General features: G+C 64.7%; 26 protein-coding genes. 24 read left to right on the forward strand and 2 right to left on the reverse strand.

Annotated elements, in window-relative coordinates:
• Position 1 precedes the first annotated feature (1 nt).
• The 5 genes from J1C49_RS06630 (at position 2) to J1C49_RS06650 (ending at position 5,848) form a co-directional block, all read left to right on the forward strand.
• On the forward strand, positions 2 to 442 hold the full coding sequence (locus J1C49_RS06630) for a TrgA family protein (protein ID WP_227445027.1): 441 nt from the start codon (positions 2 to 4) through the stop codon (positions 440 to 442).
• Positions 439 to 1,575, forward strand: a complete 1,137-nt coding sequence (locus J1C49_RS06635) for an NUDIX domain-containing protein (protein ID WP_227445028.1) — start codon at positions 439 to 441, stop codon at positions 1,573 to 1,575. The genes J1C49_RS06630 and J1C49_RS06635 overlap by 4 nt, the downstream gene beginning before the upstream one ends.
• A gap of 73 nt (positions 1,576 to 1,648) precedes the next feature.
• A complete protein-coding gene (locus tag J1C49_RS06640) occupies positions 1,649 to 2,683 on the forward strand; it encodes a cysteine synthase A (RefSeq protein WP_227445029.1) in 1,035 nt (344 codons plus the stop codon).
• Positions 2,684 to 2,687: 4 nt separating this feature from the next.
• On the forward strand, positions 2,688 to 5,114 hold the full coding sequence (locus J1C49_RS06645; RefSeq protein WP_227445126.1) for a DUF3772 domain-containing protein: 2,427 nt from the start codon (positions 2,688 to 2,690) through the stop codon (positions 5,112 to 5,114).
• Entirely contained in the window at positions 5,114 to 5,848 is a 735-nt protein-coding gene (locus J1C49_RS06650; protein WP_227445030.1) for an alanyl-tRNA editing protein, read from the forward strand. Before J1C49_RS06645 ends, J1C49_RS06650 begins: the two co-directional genes overlap by 1 nt.
• Before the next feature lie 116 nt (positions 5,849 to 5,964).
• Here the strand turns inward: J1C49_RS06650 and J1C49_RS06655 are convergent, their stop codons facing one another.
• Positions 5,965 to 6,450 carry a CreA family protein gene (locus tag J1C49_RS06655; protein WP_227445031.1) on the reverse strand — a complete coding sequence of 162 codons (486 nt, stop codon included), beginning with the start codon at positions 6,448 to 6,450 and terminating at the stop codon, positions 5,965 to 5,967.
• Entirely contained in the window at positions 6,450 to 6,932 is a 483-nt protein-coding gene (locus J1C49_RS06660; RefSeq protein ID WP_227445032.1) for a pyridoxamine 5'-phosphate oxidase family protein, read from the reverse strand. Before J1C49_RS06660 ends, J1C49_RS06655 begins: the two co-directional genes overlap by 1 nt.
• Before the next feature lie 227 nt (positions 6,933 to 7,159).
• Here J1C49_RS06660 and J1C49_RS06665 point away from each other — a divergent pair, with 227 nt between their 5' ends.
• From J1C49_RS06665 to J1C49_RS06750, 19 genes are all read left to right on the forward strand, one after another.
• Positions 7,160 to 8,323: an isovaleryl-CoA dehydrogenase gene (locus J1C49_RS06665; RefSeq protein WP_227445033.1), complete on the forward strand. Its 1,164-nt coding sequence runs from the start codon at positions 7,160 to 7,162 to the stop codon at positions 8,321 to 8,323.
• Positions 8,323 to 8,688: a hypothetical protein gene (locus J1C49_RS06670; protein ID WP_227445034.1), complete on the forward strand. Its 366-nt coding sequence runs from the start codon at positions 8,323 to 8,325 to the stop codon at positions 8,686 to 8,688. Before J1C49_RS06665 ends, J1C49_RS06670 begins: the two co-directional genes overlap by 1 nt.
• Positions 8,685 to 10,169 carry an AMP-binding protein gene (locus tag J1C49_RS06675; RefSeq protein ID WP_227445035.1) on the forward strand — a complete coding sequence of 495 codons (1,485 nt, stop codon included), beginning with the start codon at positions 8,685 to 8,687 and terminating at the stop codon, positions 10,167 to 10,169. Before J1C49_RS06670 ends, J1C49_RS06675 begins: the two co-directional genes overlap by 4 nt.
• A gap of 73 nt (positions 10,170 to 10,242) precedes the next feature.
• The gene (locus J1C49_RS06680; RefSeq protein ID WP_227445036.1) at positions 10,243 to 11,841 is read left to right on the forward strand and encodes a carboxyl transferase domain-containing protein; all 1,599 of its coding nucleotides are present in this window, start codon (positions 10,243 to 10,245) and stop codon (positions 11,839 to 11,841) included.
• Positions 11,842 to 12,037: 196 nt separating this feature from the next.
• Entirely contained in the window at positions 12,038 to 13,978 is a 1,941-nt protein-coding gene (locus J1C49_RS06685) for a biotin carboxylase N-terminal domain-containing protein (protein WP_227445037.1), read from the forward strand.
• Positions 13,979 to 14,090: 112 nt separating this feature from the next.
• On the forward strand, positions 14,091 to 14,759 hold the full coding sequence (locus J1C49_RS06690) for a glutathione S-transferase family protein (RefSeq protein WP_227445038.1): 669 nt from the start codon (positions 14,091 to 14,093) through the stop codon (positions 14,757 to 14,759).
• Between the two features lie 5 nt (positions 14,760 to 14,764).
• Entirely contained in the window at positions 14,765 to 15,655 is an 891-nt protein-coding gene (locus J1C49_RS06695) for a hydroxymethylglutaryl-CoA lyase (protein WP_227445039.1), read from the forward strand.
• A complete protein-coding gene (locus J1C49_RS06700) occupies positions 15,652 to 16,434 on the forward strand; it encodes a crotonase/enoyl-CoA hydratase family protein (RefSeq protein ID WP_227445040.1) in 783 nt (260 codons plus the stop codon). Before J1C49_RS06695 ends, J1C49_RS06700 begins: the two co-directional genes overlap by 4 nt.
• On the forward strand, positions 16,422 to 16,805 hold the full coding sequence (locus J1C49_RS06705; protein ID WP_227445041.1) for a hypothetical protein: 384 nt from the start codon (positions 16,422 to 16,424) through the stop codon (positions 16,803 to 16,805). The genes J1C49_RS06700 and J1C49_RS06705 overlap by 13 nt, the downstream gene beginning before the upstream one ends.
• 261 nt (positions 16,806 to 17,066) lie before the next feature.
• On the forward strand, positions 17,067 to 17,432 hold the full coding sequence (locus J1C49_RS06710; RefSeq protein ID WP_227445042.1) for an NADH-quinone oxidoreductase subunit A: 366 nt from the start codon (positions 17,067 to 17,069) through the stop codon (positions 17,430 to 17,432).
• Complete coding sequence (locus J1C49_RS06715) at positions 17,423 to 17,968, forward strand: NADH-quinone oxidoreductase subunit B family protein (RefSeq protein WP_227445043.1); 546 nt, start codon at positions 17,423 to 17,425, stop codon at positions 17,966 to 17,968. The genes J1C49_RS06710 and J1C49_RS06715 overlap by 10 nt, the downstream gene beginning before the upstream one ends.
• Positions 17,969 to 18,000: 32 nt before the next feature.
• Positions 18,001 to 18,288 (forward strand): hypothetical protein, encoded by a 288-nt coding sequence (locus J1C49_RS06720; protein ID WP_227445044.1) that lies wholly within the window; start codon positions 18,001 to 18,003, stop codon positions 18,286 to 18,288.
• Positions 18,285 to 18,899, forward strand: a complete 615-nt coding sequence (locus J1C49_RS06725) for an NADH-quinone oxidoreductase subunit C (RefSeq protein WP_227445045.1) — start codon at positions 18,285 to 18,287, stop codon at positions 18,897 to 18,899. The genes J1C49_RS06720 and J1C49_RS06725 overlap by 4 nt, the downstream gene beginning before the upstream one ends.
• 112 nt (positions 18,900 to 19,011) lie before the next feature.
• Complete coding sequence (locus J1C49_RS06730) at positions 19,012 to 19,185, forward strand: hypothetical protein (protein ID WP_227445046.1); 174 nt, start codon at positions 19,012 to 19,014, stop codon at positions 19,183 to 19,185.
• Complete coding sequence (locus J1C49_RS21705; RefSeq protein ID WP_255670615.1) at positions 19,185 to 19,313, forward strand: hypothetical protein; 129 nt, start codon at positions 19,185 to 19,187, stop codon at positions 19,311 to 19,313. The genes J1C49_RS06730 and J1C49_RS21705 overlap by 1 nt, the downstream gene beginning before the upstream one ends.
• A 9-nt stretch (positions 19,314 to 19,322) precedes the next feature.
• Positions 19,323 to 19,715, forward strand: a complete 393-nt coding sequence (locus J1C49_RS06735; protein WP_227445047.1) for a nuclear transport factor 2 family protein — start codon at positions 19,323 to 19,325, stop codon at positions 19,713 to 19,715.
• Positions 19,715 to 20,947 (forward strand): NADH-quinone oxidoreductase subunit D, encoded by a 1,233-nt coding sequence (locus J1C49_RS06740; RefSeq protein ID WP_227445048.1) that lies wholly within the window; start codon positions 19,715 to 19,717, stop codon positions 20,945 to 20,947. The genes J1C49_RS06735 and J1C49_RS06740 overlap by 1 nt, the downstream gene beginning before the upstream one ends.
• Positions 20,944 to 21,561: a hypothetical protein gene (locus J1C49_RS06745; protein WP_227445049.1), complete on the forward strand. Its 618-nt coding sequence runs from the start codon at positions 20,944 to 20,946 to the stop codon at positions 21,559 to 21,561. The genes J1C49_RS06740 and J1C49_RS06745 overlap by 4 nt, the downstream gene beginning before the upstream one ends.
• A 55-nt stretch (positions 21,562 to 21,616) precedes the next feature.
• Entirely contained in the window at positions 21,617 to 21,931 is a 315-nt protein-coding gene (locus J1C49_RS06750; protein ID WP_227445050.1) for a hypothetical protein, read from the forward strand.
• Positions 21,932 to 22,136: the final 205 nt, after the last annotated feature.

The raw sequence follows: 22,136 nt of genomic DNA on the forward strand, positions 1-22,136 counted from the left end.
CATGCCCACCTTTCCGAAACTGGTTGCCGCACTGGGAATGGCCGTTCTGGCCCTTCTCGCTTCCCAGAGGATCATGACATTCCGTCCCGAAGGCACCGATTTCGGGAACTTCATCTGGGTCAACCTGGCACTCGGGTTGGTGATGGGCTGGGTGGTGATCGGGCGCAGGGCCGGACGCGGCATGGCGGCGGGGGTTTCCAACGGCTTCACCGGGGTTGTGGCGCTGGTGTTCTGGGGCCTGTTTGTGCAGGCGGTGGCGCAAATGGTCGAACTGGCCAACCGCAACCGTTACTCCGGTCCGTTCGAGGCCTTGTCGGACATTTTCCAGATCATGGCCGATTACGGTCTTGAACTGCTTGATGCCCCGTTGATCACGATGCTTCTGGTGGGGGCGATCGTCATTGGCCTTGTCACTGAAATCGCGGCGCTGCGCCGGGGATGAGCGCGCCTGATATGTTCTTTTACGGCACGCTGCGGCATGTGCCGTTGCTGGAACTTGTGCTGGGACGCCCGCGCGCGGAGATCGCGCTTACGGAAGTGGATCTTCCCGATCATGCGGTGCACTGGGTTGCCGAGCAGCCGTTCCCGATGATCCTCGAACGCCCGGGCGCGGTGGCAAAGGGCGTTGTCTTGCGTGACCCGACGCCAGAAGACGTCGCGCGGCTGAATTTCTATGAGGGCGGCTTCTGCTACGATCTGCGTCCGTTGACCGTGCATGCGCCGGATGGCGAAACGCTGTCGGCCGAGGTCTATTTTCCATATGACGGGGTCTGGGAGCCCGGCGCCCCATTCGATCTTGCGAACTGGGAAACGCTCTGGGGTGAGATTACTGTCGAGACGGCGCGCGAAGTCATGGCGCGTTTCGAGACGCAATCCGCCGGTGACGTGGCCGCGATCCTGCCGTTTATCCGGGCGCGGGCCTGGGGCCGCGTCATGGGCCGGCAGGGCGCCCCATGCAGCTTGCGCCGTGATCCGGGGCCGGGCTCGGTGGAAATCCTTGAGGAATTCACAGGGTATCAGGGCTTTTTCCGGTTGCGTGCGCTCGCGCTGCGGCATCGTCGCTTCGACGGGGAGTGGACGGACCCCATGTCGCGCGAGATCTTTGGCGCGTTCGATGCAAGCCTCGTTCTGCCTTACGATCCCGCGTCGGACCGTGTGCTGTTGATCGAACAGCTGCGCTTTGGTCCGATCCAGCGCGCCGACCCAATGCCCTGGGTCCTAGAACCGATCGCGGGACTTGTCGATGCGGGGGAAGATCCGGCAGAGACCGCGCGACGCGAAGCGCAGGAAGAGGCGCGGCTGAGCCTGTACGATCTGCGCTTCATGACCCGCGCCTATGCCTCGCCCGGGTATTCGAGCGAGTTCTTCCACTTCTATCTCGGGCTGGCGGATCTGGAGCAATACGAACCAGGCATTGCCGGTCTGAGCGATGAACACGAGGATATCCGCAGCCATGTGCTCAGTTTTGACGCGGCGATGGCGCTTGTCGACAGCGGCGAGATCAACGCCGCGCCGTTGGCCATGATGCTGCTCTGGCTTGCACGTCACCGTGAACAGCTGCGGCAGTCTGCTTGACCATACCCCGCCGCCACGCCTACACCCGTGCGAAATGTCCAATGTCCAAGCGTGAGAACGAAGGAACGTCGCGATGCATATTGCCCAGGACCTGGCCGAAGCCGTCGGGAACACGCCGCTCATCAAACTGCGCCGCGCCTCGGAAGAGACCGGCTGCACGATTCTGGGCAAGGCCGAGTTCATGAACCCGGGCCAGTCGGTCAAGGACCGGGCGGCGCTTTTCATCATCCGTGACGCGATTGCGCGCGGGGATCTCAAACCGGGGGGCACCATCGTGGAGGGCACTGCGGGCAATACCGGGATCGGCCTGGCGCTTGTGGGCGCCTCCATGGGGTTCAGGACCGTGATCGTCATCCCCGAGACCCAGTCCGAGGAAAAGAAAGAGATGCTGCGGCTGGCCGGAGCAGAACTGGTGCAGGTGCCGGCCGCGCCCTACAAGAACCCCAACAACTACGTGCGGTATTCCGGCCGTCTTGCGGCGGAGCTGGCCAAAACCGAGCCGAACGGCGCGATCTGGGCCAATCAGTTCGACAATACCGCCAACCGCCAGGCCCATATCGAGACCACGGGCCCCGAGATCTGGGAGCAGACCGGCGGCAAGGTGGACGGGTTCATCTGTGCCGTGGGTTCCGGCGGCACCGCGGCGGGCGTGGGGGCGGCGCTGCAACCCAAGGGGGTGAAATGTGGCATCGTCGATCCGATGGGGTCGGGGATCTACACGCTGTACACCGAGGGCGAAGCCAAGGCCGAGGGCAATTCGATTTCCGAGGGCATCGGACAGGGCCGGATCACCGCCAATCTCGAAGGGTTCAAACCCGATTACCTGTGCCAGGTTACGGATGAAGAGGCCTTGCCGATCGTGTTTGACCTTCTTGCGGACGAAGGGCTTTGCATGGGGGGGTCCACCGGGATCAACATCGGCGGTGCCATGGCGATGGCGCGCGAGATGGGACCGGGCCATACCATCGTCACGGTGCTGTGCGATTACGGCACGCGCTACCAGTCCAAGCTCTACAATCCGGATTTCCTGAAATCCAAGAACCTGCCTGTGCCGCCCTGGCTCAAAACCGGGCCATCCACGATACCCGGCGTTTTCGAAGAGGTTTGACGTGATGCTCAGGGTTATCACCTGGGGGCTCGTGGCCTTTTGGCTCACGGTGTCCGCAGCCTTTGCGCAGGACGATCTGGCGGACAGCTACAAGGAGTGGACCGATCTTGCGTCGCGCGCGGAAAGCGTGCTTGTCGACGGGGAGGCCTCTTCGGAGGCCCTAGAAGAGCTGCGCAGCAACATTGCCACCTTCCGTGACAAGTTTCTCGAAGCGCAGGAAATCAATGCGGATCGAATCGCGACCTTGCAGGCGCAGATCGATGCTCTCGGCCCGGTCCCGGAGGAGGGCGCCACCGAACCGGAAGAGATCGCGCAACGCCGCGCGGAGCTGAACGACCAGCTCGCGGCCCTTCGCGCGCCGGTGGTGCAGGCCGAAGAGGCGTTCACACGCGCCAACGGGCTGATCAACGAGATCGACACGACCATCCGCGAACGGCAAACGGACCAGCTTTTCCGGCTCGGCCCGAGCCCTCTCAATCCTGCGCACTGGGTCTCTGCGCTTGGCGATCTCGCAACGTCGCTTGAGGCCACGGGCGATGAAATCACGCGGAACCTGTCGTCTCCGACACGGCTGGCCGATCTGCGCGCGCAGTTGCCGGCCGTGATCCTGTTTGTGCTTATTGGCTTGGTGCTCATCATCCTGTCACAGCGATGGATGCGCCGGTTCGTCGAGTATATGCGGAACCATACGCGGGCGGGCACGGGCGTGTGGAGCTTCGTGCTCTCCCTCGGGCGCATCGTGATCGGCGTCGTGGGCTTTGCGCTCATCACCTATGGCTTGAGCCTGTCGCAAGTCGTCGGACCACGGCTTGAGTTGCTCTTGTTCGGCATGCCGGTCTGGGTCGGCATACTTCTGGCCATCCGCTGGCTGGCAGAGCAGTCTTTCCATCCACGCGACGATATCGCCACCTTGCCTCTGGACGCGAAGGACCGCCGCAGGGCGCGCCGGATCGCCAATACGCTTGCCGTGGTGCTGGTTCTGGAAAGCATCCTGGACACCTTGGTGTCATTCGACGATTTCAGCGAGGCGACCCGCGCCGTCATCGATTTCCCGATCCTGGTTCTGGCCGGACTGCTGCTGTACCGGCTTGGTCGCGTGCGCAACAGCGCGGCCGCCGGTGTCCTTCTTGACAATGAACACACCGAGGACGAAGGGCTGTTCCGGCTTCGCATCGCGCGGGTCTTCGGGCGCGTCGCGATGATCATCGGTGTGGCGGGTCCGGTGCTCGCTGCGATCGGCTTCAACGGCATCGGCGAGGCGATGACGTTCCCGGCCATCGAAACGCTTGCGGTCGTGGCACTGATCCTCGTTCTGCAGCGGTTGATCAACGACATCTACGAACTGGTCACGGGCAAGAACGCGGAAGAGGCCAACAGCCTTCTGACGGTCTTTGCCGGCTTCTTCATCATCCTCGGGGCGCTGCCGGTGATCGCGCTGATCTGGGGCGCGCGCGTGGCCGACCTGACCGAGCTGTGGAGCCGCTTTCAGAACGGCTTCATGATCGGCGATACGCGTTTCCAGCCCAGCGACCTTCTGGTCATCATCATTGTCTTTTTCCTCGGGTATATGCTCACCCGCCTGATGCAGGGCGGTCTGCGCACCGCGGTTCTGCCCAAGACCAAGATCGACCAAGGCGGGCAGAACGCCATTGTCGCGGGGCTTGGTTATGTGGGTGTTGCCCTGGCGGCGATCATTGCGATCACCGCTGCGGGGATCGACCTGACCTCGCTGGCCTTCATAGCCGGTGCGCTTTCGCTCGGCATCGGTTTCGGCCTCCAGAACATCGTGCAGAATTTTGTGTCCGGGATCATCCTGCTGATCGAACGCCCGATCGGGGAAGGGGACTGGATCGAGGTTGGAGGGCAGCACGGCACGGTGAAAAGCATTTCCGTTCGCTCCACCCGGATCGAAACCTTCGACAAGTTCGACGTGATCGTTCCGAATGCCGATCTGGTCTCCGGGCAGGTGCGCAACTACACCCGTGGCAACCTCTTGGGCCGGATCATCGTGCCGGTGGGTGTGGCCTATGGGACCGATACCCGGAAGGTCGAAAAAATCCTGCTCGATATCGCGCGGCACCACGACATGGTGCTGATGAACCCGGCGCCCTATGTCTATTTTGCCGGGTTCGGGGCGGACTCGCTGGATTTCGAAATCCGGGCGGTTCTGCGCGATGTGACGGCCGGTCTGGGGGTGCGCACGGAAATGCGCCACCAGATCGTCGAGAAATTCGCAGAGGAAGGCATCGAGATCCCGTTTGCACAGCGCGACATCTGGCTGCGCAATCCCGAAGCACTGCACGCCGCGCCATCCGCGCCCACGCCCCCACCGACGGAGACAGACTCGGAGCCAAGGGATCGCACGCCCAACGTGGCGAATATCCGCGCCCAGAGAGGGGGCGACGAAGAAGGCCAGGAGGACGTGGTTTGATGACAGGAACGCCGCTATACACCGCAGATGCCTATGCACGCGAAACGTCCGGTCGCGTCACGGCGCACACCCCGGAGGGGGGCTTCATCGTCGAACCGGCTCTGTTCTATCCCACCGGAGGCGGCCAGCCCGGCGACAGCGGATGGATCGATTTCGGCACAAGCAGCCTGTCGATCGCCACGGCCGTCAAGGACAAGACAGGCGCGCATCCCGGTGCGTCGATCCTTGTGCCAGCGGAACCGGCCGCCTTGCCGCCCGTGGGCACGGAGGTGATGCAGCGGCTCGACTGGGAGCGGCGGCACAAGCACATGCGGATTCACACGGCTCTGCACCTTCTGAGCGTCGTGATCCCGCTTCCGGTGACCGGCGGCCAGATCGGCGCGGGGACGGGACGGCTCGATTTCCTGATGCCCGATCCGCCACAGGATCGCGACGCGCTCGAAGCCGCGCTCAACGCTCTGGTGGATCAGGATCTTCCCGTCACGGAGCAGTGGATCAGCGAAGACGAGCTCGATGCCAACCCGGCGCTGGTCAAGACGATGTCGGTGCAGCCGCCGAGAGGTGCAGGCCGGATCCGTCTTGTGCGGATCGGGTCGAAGGCGGATCAGGTCGATTTGCAACCCTGCGGTGGCACGCATGTGGCGCGGACCGGCGAGATCGGCGCACTCAAGATCGATCAGGTCAAGAACAAGGGCAAACAGAACCGGCGCGTCTCCATCAGCTTCGACGACTGAGCCGATGTCGCTGAGGACCCCGCGCCTGTCGGCCGTGACACCATGAAAGAAGCCGGACGGTGTTCCGTCCGGCAAAAGGTTTTCCTCAATTCCGCGCCCAAGGCCCGAGCGGCGGGTCAGTCCGTGCCGGGTTGATACAGTGGCACGGTCGAAATCGACACTTTGGCCGATCCGTCCGTGAGCTCCGCAGCATGCGCGACATAGATCAACGTGCGGTTTGCTTCGTCGTAGATCCGCTTGACGCGCAGCGATTTCAGAACGATCGACCGTGACGTCCTGAAGACATTCTCACCGCTTGCGCTCCGCGAGATGTCCCCGAGTGCGATCGGGCCGGTCTGCCGGCAGGCGATGGAGGCGTTGGACGGATCTTCGAACCAGTTGCCCTTGCTCAGCCGGTCAAACAGACCCCGTTCGAAATATGCGATATGACAGGTCACACCCTGCACATCGGGATCCGCGATGGCTTCAATGATGATGTCGTTGCCGACCCAGTCAACGCCAACCTCGCCGACCTGTTCGGCAGAAGCGGGCAAAACGGTGCCAACCGCCACAAGCGCAGCGGTCAGCAGGCCAAGCGGGCGGCGCGCACCGGTCCGACCCATCAGGCGGCCGCCCGGAAATTGACCACGCCATGTGTGCCCATGTCGGGCTGCGTATCGGCGATCTTGGCCTTTGCGATCTCGAACACGAAACCGGCGGCGCCGTCCGTCGCCCAGATTTCCGCCGTGGTCGGGGTCAGCTTGACGAGCCGGATATCCGGGTCGTCCCGGCCTTCCTCGAACCAGGCCGACGCTGCCATGGACCACAGCTCGGACAGCTTTTCGGGATTGTCCACGATATGCATCCGCCCCTCGAGATCGGCGTAGAGATTGGCACTCGCGTCTGCGATCATCATCTTGCCGATGCCACCCGATGCAGCCGTCTTGGCCACGTCGGTGCCGTCGGCGGTGATGAACCAGATCGCGCCGGCTTCGGCATCCGCGTAAGGTGCCATCGGCACGAAGCGCCCACCGCCAGCATCCAGCATCGCCGCCTGCACGGAATCGAGGCGGTCCCAGAATGTTTCGGTCAATGCATTGGTCATGACGTTCTCCTTGTCTGTGGGCATGATGCCGTTCCGGCTTGAAAGGGCAACCGCTGCGCCGTGCTTTTGGTTCCACCCGGGCGGGCGCGCGAACGGCGCCGCAATCAGGGCAGTGGCCTGGTCACAGGAGTTGACCGGCCTGGCGTCTTCGCCTACAATTGAACAGTTGTTCAATAATTGTCCTGCGCGATCGCGCAAGGCTTGGTCCGCAAGGGGAGGCGGTCGCGATGTTTATGGCCAGCATGTCATTCGATCTTGGCGAGGACGTGAATGCGCTGCGCGAGATGGTGCACAAATGGGCGCAGGAGCGCGTCAAACCCATGGCCGCGGAGATTGACAGTTCCAATGAGTTCCCGGCGCCGCTTTGGCGCGAAATGGGCGATCTGGGCTTGCTGGGGATCACGGTTGACGAGGCTTATGGCGGCGCGGGCATGAGCTATCTAGCCCATACCGTTGCCATCGAAGAGATCGCGCGCGCGTCAGCCTCCGTCTCTTTGAGCTATGGCGCCCACTCCAACCTCTGCGTCAACCAGATCAAGCTCAATGGCAGCGAGGCGCAGAAAAGCAAGTATCTGCCCGGTCTGATTTCCGGAGAGCATGTGGGCGCGCTGGCCATGTCCGAGCCCTCCGCGGGATCAGATGTCGTGTCGATGAAGCTGCGGGCCGAGAAGCGCAACGACCACTTTCGCCTGAATGGCAACAAATACTGGATCACCAATGGTCCCGATGCGGATACGCTGGTTGTCTATGCCAAGACCGACCCGGATGCCGGATCCAAGGGAATCACGGCCTTCCTGATCGAGAAATCCATGACCGGCTTCTCCACCTCGCGGCATTTCGACAAGCTTGGCATGCGCGGCTCCAACACCGCCGAGCTTGTCTTCGACGACGTGGAAGTGCCGTTTGACAACATCCTCGGCGAAGAGGGCAAGGGTGTGCGCGTTCTGATGTCGGGGCTCGACTATGAGCGCGTCGTGCTGGCCGGGATCGGACTTGGCATCATGGCGGCCTGCATGGACGAGATCATGCCCTATATGGCCGAGCGCAAGCAATTTGGCCAACCCATCGGGTCCTTCCAGCTCATGCAGGGCAAGATCGCCGATATGTACACGGCGATGAACTCCGCGCGCGCCTATGTCTACGAGGTCGCAAAGGCCTGCGACCGGGGCGATGTGACCCGGCAGGACGCGGCGGCCTGCTGTCTTTACGCCTCCGAAGAGGCAATGAAGCAGGCGCATCAGGCGGTGCAGGCCATGGGCGGGGCGGGTTTCCTGAGCGACGCGCCCGTGGCGCGGCTGTTCCGCGATGCCAAACTGATGGAGATTGGTGCGGGAACGTCCGAGATCCGCCGCATGCTGGTCGGTCGCGAGCTTCTGGCGTCGATGGGCTGATGCCACGCTGGGTCTGGTGGACCCCGGTGGCGCTGCTGGTCGTGGCGACCGCGCTGCTCGGCTTCCGCTGGGGCTGGATCGCGGCAACAATAACGGAGACGGATGTGATCAACGCCTACGCACAGCGCTACCTTGAAGACCGGGCCCGCGATGGCACCGGCGCAGGGGCGTCGGTGGGTGATTGCGTGGCCTATCCGGGCGAGGAGCGTGGGGTCTGGCTGGTGGTGTCCTGTGGGCCAACGCCGCGCGATCTTTCGCGTCACTACGCGTACTATGTCAACGGCATTGGGCAGATGGTCAAAGGCTGGGGGCCCCACTCCGAAGGCATGGTGCCGGGCTCAGGTGGACGCGAGCCGCAAACATGAACATGGCCGCGCAAATCCTTGAAAAGCCCCGCGATCAGCTTGCGATCATTGATCTCAGTGACGGGCCGCGCCGCGACGTGAGCATCGGCGAACTGACGCAGAGGACCGACGGTCTCGCGCGCGCGCTCCGCATACGGATTGCGGCGGGTGACCGGGTTGGCGTGCTGCTGAGCCAGAGCCCGTGGTGCGCGGCGGCCCATCTGGCGATCTGGAAGCTCGGCGCGATTTCCGTGCCGCTTTTCAAGCTGTTCGCGCGCGGCGCGCTTCAAAGCCGTCTGGAGGATGCCGGCTGCGCGCTGGTTCTGACGGACCCTGAAGGCCGCGCGTTGCTGGGTGATCTGGCGGAGCCTTGGATCGCATCGGAGGCTGGCGTTTCCGGACCGCCCGTTCCCTATGCGGACGCGGGCCCCGAGACACCGGCTGTTTTGATTTACACGTCCGGCACCACCGGCGCGCCCAAAGGCGCGTTGCACGGGCACAGCGTGCTCGACGGGCATATTCCCGGGGTCGTCATCAGCCATGATGACCTTGGCCAGCCCGGAGACTGTCTGTGGACCCCGGCGGACTGGGCGTGGATCGGGGGATTGTTCGATGTGGCCATGCCCGGTCTCGCGCTTGGCGTGCCGGTGGTCGCCGCGCGGATGGAGAAATTCAGCTCCGGGGAATGCATGAGAATTATCTCGGAAGCATCTGTTCGCAATGCTTTTTTCCCGCCAACTGCCTTGCGTCTTCTGAAGGCTGACGGCGCGCGGATCGCCGGGTTGCGCAGCGTCGCGTCCGGCGGTGAACCCCTGGGAGCCGAAATGCTCGCCTGGGGTCGCGAGGCGCTTGGGGTGACGATCAACGAATTCTACGGGCAAACCGAATGCAACATGGTGGTCTCGTCCTGCGCAAGCCGTTTTGCCCCGGAACCCGGCGCCATGGGTCGCCCCGTGCCGGGTTTCGATGTCGAGGTCATCGACGATAACGGTCAGCCGACGGACGGCGAAGGCGACATTGCCGTGCGGCGCGGCGCGCCCTCGATGTTTCTGGGCTATTGGAACCGCCCGGACGCAACCGCCGAGAAGTTTCGTGGGGACTGGATGCTCACCGGCGATCGCGGGATCCGCTCCGGCGCGGGGCTGCGTTTTGTGGGGCGCGAGGACGATGTGATCACGTCCGGCGGCTACCGCATCGGCCCGGCCGAGATCGAAGATTGCCTGCTGACCCACCCGTCAGTGGCCACGGTTGGGGTCGTGGGCAAACCCGACGCGCTTCGTGGCGAGATCGTCAAGGCCTATGTGGTGCTCCGGAAGGGCGCAAGCGTCGACGCGGAAACCTTACAGGGCTGGGTTCGGGATCGGCTTGCAAGATACTCGTATCCAAGAGAAATTGCCTTTCTTGACTCGCTGCCGATGACCGTGACCGGCAAGGTGATCCGCAAGGCCTTGAAAGAGCGCGCCATCGCTGAGGCGACCCAAACCGCAAGGACGCATCAATGAGCCGCGCAACCACACGCCCACCGCGCCGCGTTGCGCGGGCGCTGGCTTCGCCCGTCATCCGAAAGGGACAACCATGAAACTGCAAAGCGCCGTGATCCCGGGATCAGACCAGTTCCGGGCCAACCGGGAGGCCCATCTCGCCGCACTTGAAGAGATCGCGCAGGCCGCTGCGCTGGCCGCTTCGGGCGGTGGCGAAAAGGCCCGCGCGCGGCATCTGTCGCGTGGCAAGATGCTTCCGCGTCACCGTGTTGCGGCGCTGCTCGATCCGGGCTCGCCTTTCCTGGAGATCGGTGCCACGGCGGCGCACGGGCTCTACGATGGCGCGGCGCCCTGCGCAGGCGTTATCGCGGGCATCGGGCTGGTCGAGGGGCGGCAGGTCATGGTGCTGTGCAACGATGCGACCGTCAAAGGGGGAACCTATTACCCGATGACGGTCAAGAAACACCTTCGGGCCCAGGAAATCGCCGAGGAAAACCACCTTCCATGCGTCTATCTCGTGGACAGCGGTGGTGCCAACCTGCCCAACCAGGACGAGGTATTCCCGGACCGGGATCATTTCGGGCGCATCTTCTACAACCAGGCGCGGATGTCAGCGAAGGGCATCGCGCAAATCGCCGTTGTGATGGGCTCATGCACGGCAGGCGGAGCCTATGTGCCGGCCATGTCCGATGTCACGATCATCGTGAAGGAGCAGGGCACGATCTTCCTTGCGGGGCCGCCGCTGGTGAAAGCGGCCACCGGCGAAGTTGTCAGCGCCGAGGACCTTGGCGGCGGCGACGTGCACACACGCCTGTCCGGCGTGGCGGACATGCTGGCGGAGGACGATGCCCATGCGCTCGCGCTTGCCCGTCAGGCCGTGTCGAGCCTGCCGCACCAATCCTCTCCAGACAGCCTGCCGCCGGAGGATCCGGCGTATGACCCGGAGGAGCTCTTCGGCGTTGTGCCGGCGGATCTGCGCACGCCCTACGACATCCGTGAGGTGATCGCGCGGATTGTCGACGGGTCGCGGTTCGACGAATTCAAGCCGCGCTTCGGCGAAACTCTGGTCACCGGCTTTGCCCATGTCGATGGCCTGCCGGTGGGCATCATCGCCAATAACGGGGTGCTCTTCTCCGAGGCCGCAGCGAAAGGCGCGCATTTCGTGGAGCTCTGCTCGCAGCGCCGCATCCCATTGGTTTTCCTTCAGAACATCACCGGCTTCATGGTCGGTCGCAAATATGAAAACGAAGGGATCGCGCGCCATGGCGCCAAGATGGTGACCGCCGTGGCCACCACATCCGTGCCCAAGATCACCATGCTGGTCGGCGGCTCGTTCGGTGCGGGCAATTACGGCATGGCCGGGCGCGCCTACCAGCCGCGCTTCCTGTGGACTTGGCCCAACAGCCGCATTTCCGTCATGGGTGGCGCACAGGCTGCGGGCGTGCTGGCCACGGTCAAACGCGATGCGCTGGAGCGTGCGGGCCAAAGCTGGTCCGACGACGAAGAGGCCGCTTTCAAGAAACCGACGATGGACATGTTCGAACGCCAGTCCCACCCGCTCTACGCCTCCGCGCGGCTTTGGGATGACGGCATCATCGACCCGCGCAAATCCCGCGCCGTGCTGGCGCTGTCGCTGCGCGCCGCCCTCAACGCGCCCATCGGGGAGACACGCTTCGGCGTGTTCCGCATGTGAGGAAAACCGCGATGCACAACCCATGCACAGGTCATGCACATCCCATGCGCATGACCGCCACCAGCCACCCTGGGGCGGCGCGTGCGTTTCTTCTGTCCATAAATACTCAAAATCAAAACCAAAAAGAGGGCGCCGCAGGCGCGCCTTTCGACGGCGCGGCGCTTGCCGACGCGCCCATCGCCGGGGTGAGGCCATGATGTTTGACACGATCCTGATAGCCAACCGGGGCGAGATCGCCCTGCGTGTGATCCGCACGGCCCGGGCCATGGGACTGCGCACGGTGGCGGTCTATTCCGATGCCGACACTGAGGCAGCCCATGTATCCGAGGCGGATCTTGCCGTGCCGATCGGCGGCGCAGCACCGTCGGAGAGCTACCTGCGCGGGGACGCGATCATCGCGGCGGCGCAGGCGACTGGCGCGCAGGCGATCCATCCCGGCTACGGGTTTCTCAGCGAGAACCCCGATTTCGTCGATGCGGTCGAGGCGGCCGGGCTGACCTTCATCGGACCCTCCGCAAAGGCGATCCGCGCCATGGGGCTGAAAGATGCCGCCAAGGCGCTGATGGAGAAGGCCGGGGTGCCGGTTGTGCCGGGCTATCACGGGGCCGATCAGGCGCCCGCGCATCTGGCAGCCGAAGCCGCGCGGATTGGTTACCCGGTCCTGATCAAGGCGGTCGCCGGCGGCGGCGGCAAGGGCATGCGCCTGGTGGACCGGCCCGAGGATTTCGCGGATGCGCTGACCCGGGCACAGGCGGAGGCGCGCACCGCGTTCGGCAATGAGGCGGTGCTGATCGAGAAATTCGTGACCCAGCCGCGCCATATCGAACTTCAGGTCTTCGGTGACGGGACGCGTGCGGTGCATCTTTTCGAGCGCGACTGTTCGCTCCAGCGGCGGCACCAGAAAGTGATCGAGGAAGCGCCCGCGCCGGGCATGACCGAGGAAATGCGTGCCGCCATGGGGGCCGCCGCAGTGCGCGCGGCCGAAGCCATCGGCTACAAGGGCGCAGGCACGGTGGAATTCATCGTCGACGGGTCGGACGGCCTGCGTCCGGACGGGTTCTGGTTCATGGAGATGAACACCCGCTTGCAGGTCGAGCACCCCGTGACCGAGGCGATCACCGGCATCGATCTGGTGGAATGGCAGATCCGGGTTGCGGCGGGCGAGCCGCTGCCCGCGCAACAGGCGGATCTCGCCATTACGGGGCACGCGTTCGAAGCGCGGCTTTACGCGGAGGACGTGCCGGCGGGCTTCCTTCCGGCCACGGGGCGGCTGGCGCATCTGCGCTTCCCGGACGGCCTGCGCGCCGACAGCGGCGTGCGCTCGGGCGACCGTATCTCTCCGCATTATGACCCGATGATCGCCAAGTTGGTGGTGCATGGCCCCACGCGGGCGGTGGCGTTGCGGCAGCTCGCGCGTGGCTTGCGCGAAACACAGGTCGCCGGAACGGTGACCAATCTCGCCTTTCTCGGAGCGCTTGCCGAACATGCAGGTTTTGCCGCGGGCGCGGTGGATACCGGGCTGATCGGGCGGGATCTCGATGCGCTCACGGCCCGCGCGGCGGTCTCGCCCGCCATCATGGCGGAGGCGGCGCTGATCGCGACCGGACTGGATGCACCGGGTGACTGGTCGCGGGGATTCGCGCTTTGGGCACCGCTCGCGCGGCCGGTGGCGCTGGCCCGCGAGGGCGCGGTGATCGAGATCGTGCTGCGGGTGGCGTCGCCGTCGCGGATCGCCTGCACCATTGGCGAGGCGACGGTTCAGGCAGAGCATCGCGGCGGGCGCTGGTGGTTTGACGATGCGCCGGGTCACGGCGGGTTTGCCGATGCGGATCGGGTCACGGTCTTCGCGGATTACGGCGTTGCCTTCGAGCGGGTCGACCTTCTGGCGCGCGACACCGCGGCGGGCGGCGATGCCGGGCTGACACTGGCGCCGATGCCGGGACGGGTGGTTGCGGTGATGGTCGAGGCGGGGCAGGCGGTTGCCGCGGGCGCGCGCCTTGCGGTGCTTGAAGCGATGAAGATGGAGCACACGCTCACCGCCGCCCGGGACGGGACGGTGGCGGAAGTGCTGGTGGCCGAAGGCGATCAGGTCGAGGCCGGGGCGCCGCTGATCCGGCTTGAGGAAGACGCGGCATGATGCGGCCCGGACCGACGGGACAGGGGTTGCGCGCCTCGGGGCGCAGGGTGACTGCGTATGGCCCGATTGGCCCCGGGGTCCGACGTGACGGGGCAAGCAAGGAGACAAGCGCATGATCACGCTGCACCACGTACAATACGGGCGGTCCTTCCGCGTCCTCTGGCTGATCGAGGAGATCGGGCCGGACCGGTTCGGCGGGCTGGAGATTGTCGAACACCGGATCGGCACGCGTGAAATGGCCGAAAGCGATCTGCCGCGCCTGTCACCGGCGGTGCGCATCCCGGCCATCGCCTATGACGGGATCGAGATGAGCGAAAGCGGCGCCATCGTGCAATATTTATGCGAGACCATGGCGCCCGCGCTGGACCGCGCGCCGGGCGATGCCGAGCGGGCGGCCTATCTGCAATGGATCGGTTTTGCCGAGACCCAGGCCAGCCTGATCGAGAATCTGAACCTGCAGATGGTGTTCCTGCGCCCGCCGGCCAAGCCGTCGCCGGTTGTGGTCAAGCTGACCGTGGCCCGGCTGCGCCAGACGCTGCGCGGGCTGGAGGAGCGGTTGGCCGACCGCGATTGGCTGTTGCCCTCCGGGTTTTCGGGTGCGGATATCATGATGGGGTTCAATCTGTTTGCCGCGCCGTTCTACGTGGAGATGGACGCGTTTCCGCGGATCATGGCATATCGCGAGCGCTGCGCGGCCCGGCCTGCCTATCGGCGCGCGGTGGAGCGTGAAGGGCCGCAGCGCTTTTACACGCAGGATTTCTACCCGGTGCCGGAGGCGTGAGGACTGTGACGGAAACGGTTGAAATCTTTGAGGTCGGTCCGCGTGACGGGCTCCAGAACGAGCCTGCGGCAATCGCCACCGCGGACAAGGTCGCCTTGGTCGATTGCCTCTCGGGTGCCGGGTTCCGGCGGATCGAATGCGCGTCTTTCGTCAGCCCGAAATGGGTGCCGCAAATGGCCGATTCCGCCGCCGTGCTGGCCGGTATCACGCGCGCGCCCGGCGTGTCCTATGCGGCGCTGACACCCAATGCGACAGGGTTGGAGCGTGCGCTCGCCGCCCGCGCCGACGAGGTGGCGGTGTTCGGCTCGGCTTCCGAGGGATTTTCGCGGGCCAATATCAATGCCAGCGTCGAGGATAGCCTGGCGCGTTTCGGTCCCGTGGCACAGGCGGCGCAGGAGGCGGGATTGCCGGTGCGCGGCTATGTGTCCTGTGTGGTCGAGTGCCCCTATGACGGGGCGGTGGCGCCGGAGGCGGTGGTGCGCGTGGTCGAGGCGCTGCGCGCCATGGGCTGCTATGAGGTGAGCCTTGGCGATACGATCGGGCGTGGCACGCCGGAGGCGGTGGACGCGATGCTGGCGGCGGTGCTGGATGTCTGTCCGGCCGACGCTCTTGCGGGGCATTTCCACGACACGGCCGGGCGGGCGCTCGACAATGTGGCCGTGGCGTTGGAGCGGGGGCTGCGCGTTTTCGATGCGGCGGTGGGGGGCTTGGGCGGCTGCCCCTATGCGCCGGGGGCCGCCGGCAATGTTGCCACGGAGGCGGTGCATGATGCGCTCGTCGCGCGCGGTTTCGAGACCGGGCTGGACCGCGATGTGATCCTGCGGGCCGCAGAGATGGCCCGTGGCCTGCGCGAGGCGGGCACGGGCACAGGCACAGGCACAGGAGCAAACCGATGACGGATCCGATCCGGGTAACGCGCGACGACCGCGGGGTGGCCACGATCTGGCTGGCCCGCGCCGAGAAACACAATGCGCTGTCGGCGCCGATGCTGAGCGCGCTTGAGGCCGAGGCGCGCACGCTCGGGCGCGATGAGGCGGTGCGGGTTGTGGTGCTGGCTGCGGAAGGCAAGAGCTTCTGCGCCGGGGGCGACCTCGCCTGGATGCGCGAACAGTTCGACATGGACCCGGAAACGCGCCGCCGCGAATCGGCGCGGATCGCAACGGCGCTCGGGGCGCTTTACGCCTTGCCGCAGCCGCTGATCGGACGGGTGCAGGGCAATGCGTTCGGGGGCGGCGTGGGGCTGGCCTGCGTCTGTGACGTGACGATTGGCGCCGATACGATCCGCATGGGCCTCACCGAGACGCGGCTTGGGTTGATTCCGGCCAATATCGGTCCCTACGTGCTCGCGCGCATGGGGGCGGTGCGGGCGCGGGAGGTGTTCATGAATGCCCGGCTCTTCGGCGCGCAGGAGGCGGTGCGGCTTGGGCTGCTGACCCGCGCGGTGCCGTCCGATGCGCTCGACGCGGCGGTGGAGGCGGAGGTCGCGCCCTATCTCGCCTGCGCGCCGGGGGCGGTGCGTGACGCCAAGGCGTTGCTGATGGATCTGGCGGGCCGGGTCGATCCGTCTGCGGTCGATCATGCCATTGACGCGCTGGCCGCCCGCTGGGAGAGCGATGAGGCGCGCGCGGGCATTGCGGCCTTCTTTGACAAGCGCCCGCCGCCATGGGGCTCCTGACCGCGGCGGCCGCACTCTATGCGGTGATCGCCATCGGCAATCTGTGCTTTCAGGTGGCGCTTGTGGCAGGCGCGCCCTGGGGCCGGCTGACGCAGGGCGGGCAGGTCGCGGGCCGCCTGCCAAAAACCGGACGGGTCCTTGCGGCGGTGTCTTTTGTCGTGGTGGCGCTTCAGGCCGCGGCCATCCTGTCGGTTGCGGAACTCGTCGCGCTGGATTGGCCACGTTGGGCAGGGTGGGTCTCTGTCGGTGTGACCGCGCTCAGCACCGTTGCAAACGCGCTTACGCCATCGCGGGCGGAGCGTCGGCTCTGGTTTCCGCTTCTTCTGCTGCAGTTTTGTGCAGCGCTTGTGGTGATGGCTGCAAGCGGGTGAGACAGCGGCCCCGCGACGCATCGGCGCGGTCTTGCTCCCTTGTGGGTGGGTGTTTATGCAAAAGTCTCTGAAACAAAACAATAAATTTCCCGCCTTGTGACGCTGTGAGCGCTCACATTTGCGCAGAATTGCGGCGCGGCCTGTGTTGACCCTTCCCCCTAGCCCCGATAGATCAAGGCTCAGCCAACGCGCGCGTGATGCGCGCACTCATGCCATGCCCGGGCGCCTCCCGGATGCAGGGCCGATCTAGGGAGCGGAAACGTGGACGATCTTCTCCGGGAATATCTGCCCATACTTGTCTTTCTTGGCATTGCCATCGCATTGGGGCTCGTTCTGATCCTTGCGGCGGTGATTGTTGCCGTGCGCAACCCGGACCCCGAAAAGGTCAGCGCCTATGAATGCGGGTTCAACGCCTTCGACGATGCGCGGATGAAATTCGACGTGCGCTTCTACCTCGTGGCGATCCTGTTCATCATCTTCGATCTGGAAATCGCGTTCCTGTTCCCTTGGGCGGTCTCGTTCCAGGACATCTCGATGACGGGGTTCTGGTCGATGATGGTGTTCCTGGGCGTGCTCACCATCGGCTTTGCCTATGAATGGAAAAAGGGAGCACTCGAATGGGAGTGATGACCGATACCGGCTCGGGGATCACCGGGGTTGGTGGCGATCGCGAAGTTGCCACGCAGACCCTGAACCGCGAATTGCAGGACAAGGGGTTCTTGCTGACCTCGACCGAGGATATCATCAACTGGGCCCGCACCGGCTCGCTGCACTGGATGACGTTTGGGCTTGCCTGCTGCGCGGTGGAGATGATGCACACCGCGATGCCGCGCTATGACATGGAGCGCTTCGGCACGGCGCCGCGCGCCAGCCCGCGCCAGTCCGACCTGATGATCGTCGCCGGCACGCTGACCAACAAGATGGCGCCGGCGCTGCGCAAGGTCTATGACCAGATGCCGGAGCCGCGTTACGTAATCTCGATGGGCTCCTGTGCCAATGGCGGCGGCTACTACCAATACAGCTATTCGGTAGTGCGGGGCTGTGACCGGATCGTGCCGGTGGACGTTTATGTGCCGGGCTGCCCGCCGACGGCCGAAGCGTTGCTCTACGGGATCATGGCGCTGCAGAAAAAGATTCGCCGCACCGGCACGCTTGTGCGATGACAGGGGCCGTTGTGCGCAAATGGGAGGCCCGTGTGGGCAGAGACGACGTGGAGGCGTGGGTCGAAACCTACCGCGCACGCGTGCTCGACCAGGTGCGCGCCATCGACGGCTTCCGGGCGGTAGAATTTCTCGTTGCGCGGGAGGGTGATCCTGCTGCGGTGACCGTGTTGACCACGTGGGACGACATGGGCTCGGTCCGGGCTTTTGCCGGGGACGACCCCGCACGGACGGTGCTGCCGGATTTCATGGTGCGGTTCTTTACAAGCCATGATGCGCGCGCAACCTTTTACGATCAGGTGCTTCTGGAGACGACACCATGACTGAAGCTCTCAAGGAACTCGGTACCCATATCGAGACCAAGCGCCCCGATTGCGTGCTTGGCTGGGATGTGAGCCATGGCGAGTTGAATATCGACGTGGCCCCGGCGAACATCCGCGGGTTCGTGGATTTCCTCAAGACCGATGCGACCTGCCGGTTCTCGTCGCTGGTGGATCTGACGGCGGTGGATTACCCCGCGCGCCCCAAGAAGCGGTTCGACGTGGTGTATCATTTCCTGTCGATGTATCAGAACCACCGCATCCGGCTGCGCGTGTCGATCCGCGAAGAAGACATGGTGCCGTCCATCGTCGATGTGCACCCGTCGGCCAACTGGTTCGAGCGCGAGGTGTTCGACATGTTCGGCATCCTGTTTTCGGGCCATCCGGACCTGCGGCGCATCCTGACCGATTACGGCTTCCGCGGGCATCCGCTGCGCAAGGATTTTCCGACGACGGGCTATACCGAAGTGCGCTATGATGAAGAGCAGAAGCGCGTGGTTTACGAGCCGGTCAGCCTTGTGCAGGAATATCGCCAGTTCGACTTCATGAGCCCGTGGGAAGGGGCGCAATATGTGCTCCCGGGTGACGAGAAGACGGAGGAAAAGGCATCTTGACCCCGTTCGAGCGCGCGTTCTGGATTGTCCTTTTGGGCCCGTTCCTTTTCCTGGTGCCGGGCCTGCGTCGACGGTTTTTCAAGCGCGCGCACAGCGCTGGGGGAGGGATCTGATGGAGTTTCTTGTCTGGCTTGTGGTTTCGGCCCTGACGGTCATCCCGTTGCTGAAGCTGCTGCCGCATTTTGGTGTCAACAAGAACTGGGCCTTTGCCGCCCTGATCCCGATTGCGCCTCTGGTGTTGCTTTGGGTCATGGCGATGAAATTGCAAGAGATGGAGCGCCGCTGATGGAAAAGCTGATCGAGATGCTCAAGGAGCTGTTGGGCGCGGGCGGTGATGCGCAGCCCGAGCGGGATGCGATTGCGGTCGAGGCCGACAAGCGGCGTGATCCGTTGCGCCCCGGCCAGAGACGGTAGGGCAGCGCGATGACCACGGCCGACGCCCCTCTGAGCAGCCTGTATGATGCGGCGACCGCCTATTGCGATGCGGTCTGGGCCGCAGATGCGGCCGTGTTCGAGACCCTGTGTCACGAGCGCTTTGCGATGACGATGATCGAGAACGGTTCCCTGACCTTCTGGGACAAGGCGGCCTATCTCGAACGGGTGCGCGGGCGTGTGGGGCAGTCCGGCCCGGCGGTTTGCGAGATCCTCAGCGTTGACGCGGCGGGGGGCGAGATCGGTCGGGTGCATCTGACCGTCGCCGTGCCGCCGGTGCGCTATGAGGATCACTTGGGTTTTGTCCGCGTCGATGGGACGTGGCAACTTTTGACGAAGGTGTTTCGCACTTGCGAGCGCCTCGATGACGGGGAACAGGCGTGATGGACGGCGATCTACCGAACAAGCGTGGCTTCGAAGATGCCCTGACGGGCGAGCAGAAGATCCGCAATTTCAACATCAATTTCGGCCCACAGCACCCTGCGGCGCATGGCGTTTTGCGGCTTGTGCTTGAGCTTGACGGGGAGATCGTCGAGCGTTGCGATCCGCATATCGGGCTGCTGCATCGTGGCACCGAGAAGCTCATGGAGAGCCGGACCTATCTCCAGAACCTGCCGTATTTCGACCGGCTCGACTACGTGGCGCCGATGAACCAGGAACACGCCTGGTGTCTGGCGATCGAGAAGCTCACCGGGACCGAGGTGCCGCGGCGCGCGTCGCTGATCCGGGTGTTGTATTCCGAGATCGGGCGCATTCTGTCGCATCTTCTCAACGTCACCACGCAGGCCATGGATGTGGGCGCGCTCACGCCGCCGCTCTGGGGTTTCGAGGAGCGCGAAAAGCTCATGGTGTTCTACGAGCGGGCCTGCGGTGCGCGTCTGCATGCGGCCTATTTCCGGCCCGGTGGCGTGCATCAGGACCTGCCGCCAGACCTCATCGACGACATCGAGCAATGGATCAAGGAATTCCCTGCCGTGCTCGACGATATCGACGGGCTGCTGACGGAGAACCGCATCTTCAAGCAGCGCAACGTGGACATCGGCGTTGTCAGCGAAGAGGAGATCCAGGATTGGGGGTTCTCGGGCGTGATGGTGCGCGGGTCGGGCTTTGCGTGGGATCTGCGCCGCGCGCAGCCCTATGAATGCTATGACGAGTTCGACTTCCAGATCCCCGTCGGCAAGAACGGCGATTGCTTCGATCGCTACCTCGTGCGGATGCAGGAAATGCGCGAGAGCCTCAAGATCATGCAGCAGGCCATCGAGAAGCTGCGCGCGCCTGAAGGGCAGGGCGATGTGCTGGCCCGAGGCAAACTGACCCCGCCGGCGCGCGGCGACATGAAGACCTCGATGGAAAGCCTGATCCACCATTTCAAACTCTACACCGAAGGGTTCCACGTGCCCGCGGGCGAGGTTTATGCCGCGGTCGAGGCGCCGAAGGGTGAATTCGGGGTCTATCTCGTGGCGGACGGGTCCAACAAACCCTACCGGGCCAAGCTGCGCGCGCCGGGCTACCTGCATTTGCAGGCGATGGACCATATCGCCTCGGGGCACCAGCTTGCCGATGTGGCGGCGATCATCGGAACGCTCGACGTGGTGTTTGGAGAAATCGATAGATGATCCGGGCCTGTCTCGTCGGGGTGGCCGTTCTGGCCCATTGCGCGCATGCGGAGACGCTGCCGCGCTTTGACGAGACCTTGGGCTATACGGTGATCGGACCCTCGGGCGGTTTTGGCGGCTACGACCTTCTGGTGCGCAATGGCAGCGCCGATTTCCTGTGTGAAAGCCGTGTAGGGCGCGCCGAAACGCTGGAAGGCGGGCTTGAGCCAATCGGCGTGGCGCTGGTCAACTGCGTTCCGGTCGTGAGCGCCGAAACGCTGGACGCGGCGATGGCGGAGCGCAAGGCGTCGCTGGCGGCCGAGCGGCGCGCTGCGGGCATCAAGGTAGACCCGGCGCCGGAGGACGTGCTGGCGGCCACGCGCAAGACGGTGATCGAGACCCTGCGGGAGCGCGATTGCCAATACACCTGGGCTGCCGACGCTGACAACGCGCCCTTTGTGCAGATGCGTGAAGCGCGACAGGCCGCCTATCTTGCGGAGGGCGGCTTCAACGTGCCGCAACGCCGCGTTCTGGACGATGCGTTCTCGCGGGTTTATGAGGCTTTGGAACGCGACGGGATCGTGACCTACGACCCCGATACCCAGGTTGAACAGCTTGTCGAAGGCTGCAATTGAGGGCTGACCGGTCGGATGATCGGCGGCCGGGGCAACGGCTCCAAGGAGGGACGAGATGACGAAACGGATTGCGCTGCTGGCCGCAGGGTTGATGACAGCGGCGGGCTGTGTCCTGCCGCCGGAAGACGTGACGCAGGAAGACCTGGCTTTGTTTGACGCGGCGCTGGCCTCGATCGGCTGCGACCTTGTGGGCGAAAGCGATTACCTGCCTGTCGAACTGCAGAGCGGTCTGCCGCGCGCCAAGGTGATCGAGGTCGCCCAATACCGCGTTGCGCGCGAAGAGGCCGTGATGCTGAGCAATGGCGGTGTGCGGCTTGTGACGGGAGCCTGCGCCCCCGATGCGGACGTTCAGGTGGCCGAGGCGACCTGAACCCGATCGCGAATCGCGTTCCGCGCGTGACCGACCCCGGCGCATGCCGGTTTGCCACAGGGCTGGCGAGCCGGTCGCGCAACCCTTGCGGCGCAAGACGCCGCGCGTATGACCCGAGATGCCGCAAGCGGGGACCGACCCGGCGCTGCGCATCTGACAAGAAGACACCCTGCCACCGGCGCTGTCCGCCGCAACGACAGTGCCG

This window comes from Cognatishimia sp. F0-27 (assembly GCF_020667845.1).
Lineage (GTDB): Bacteria > Pseudomonadota > Alphaproteobacteria > Rhodobacterales > Rhodobacteraceae > JAFMPQ01.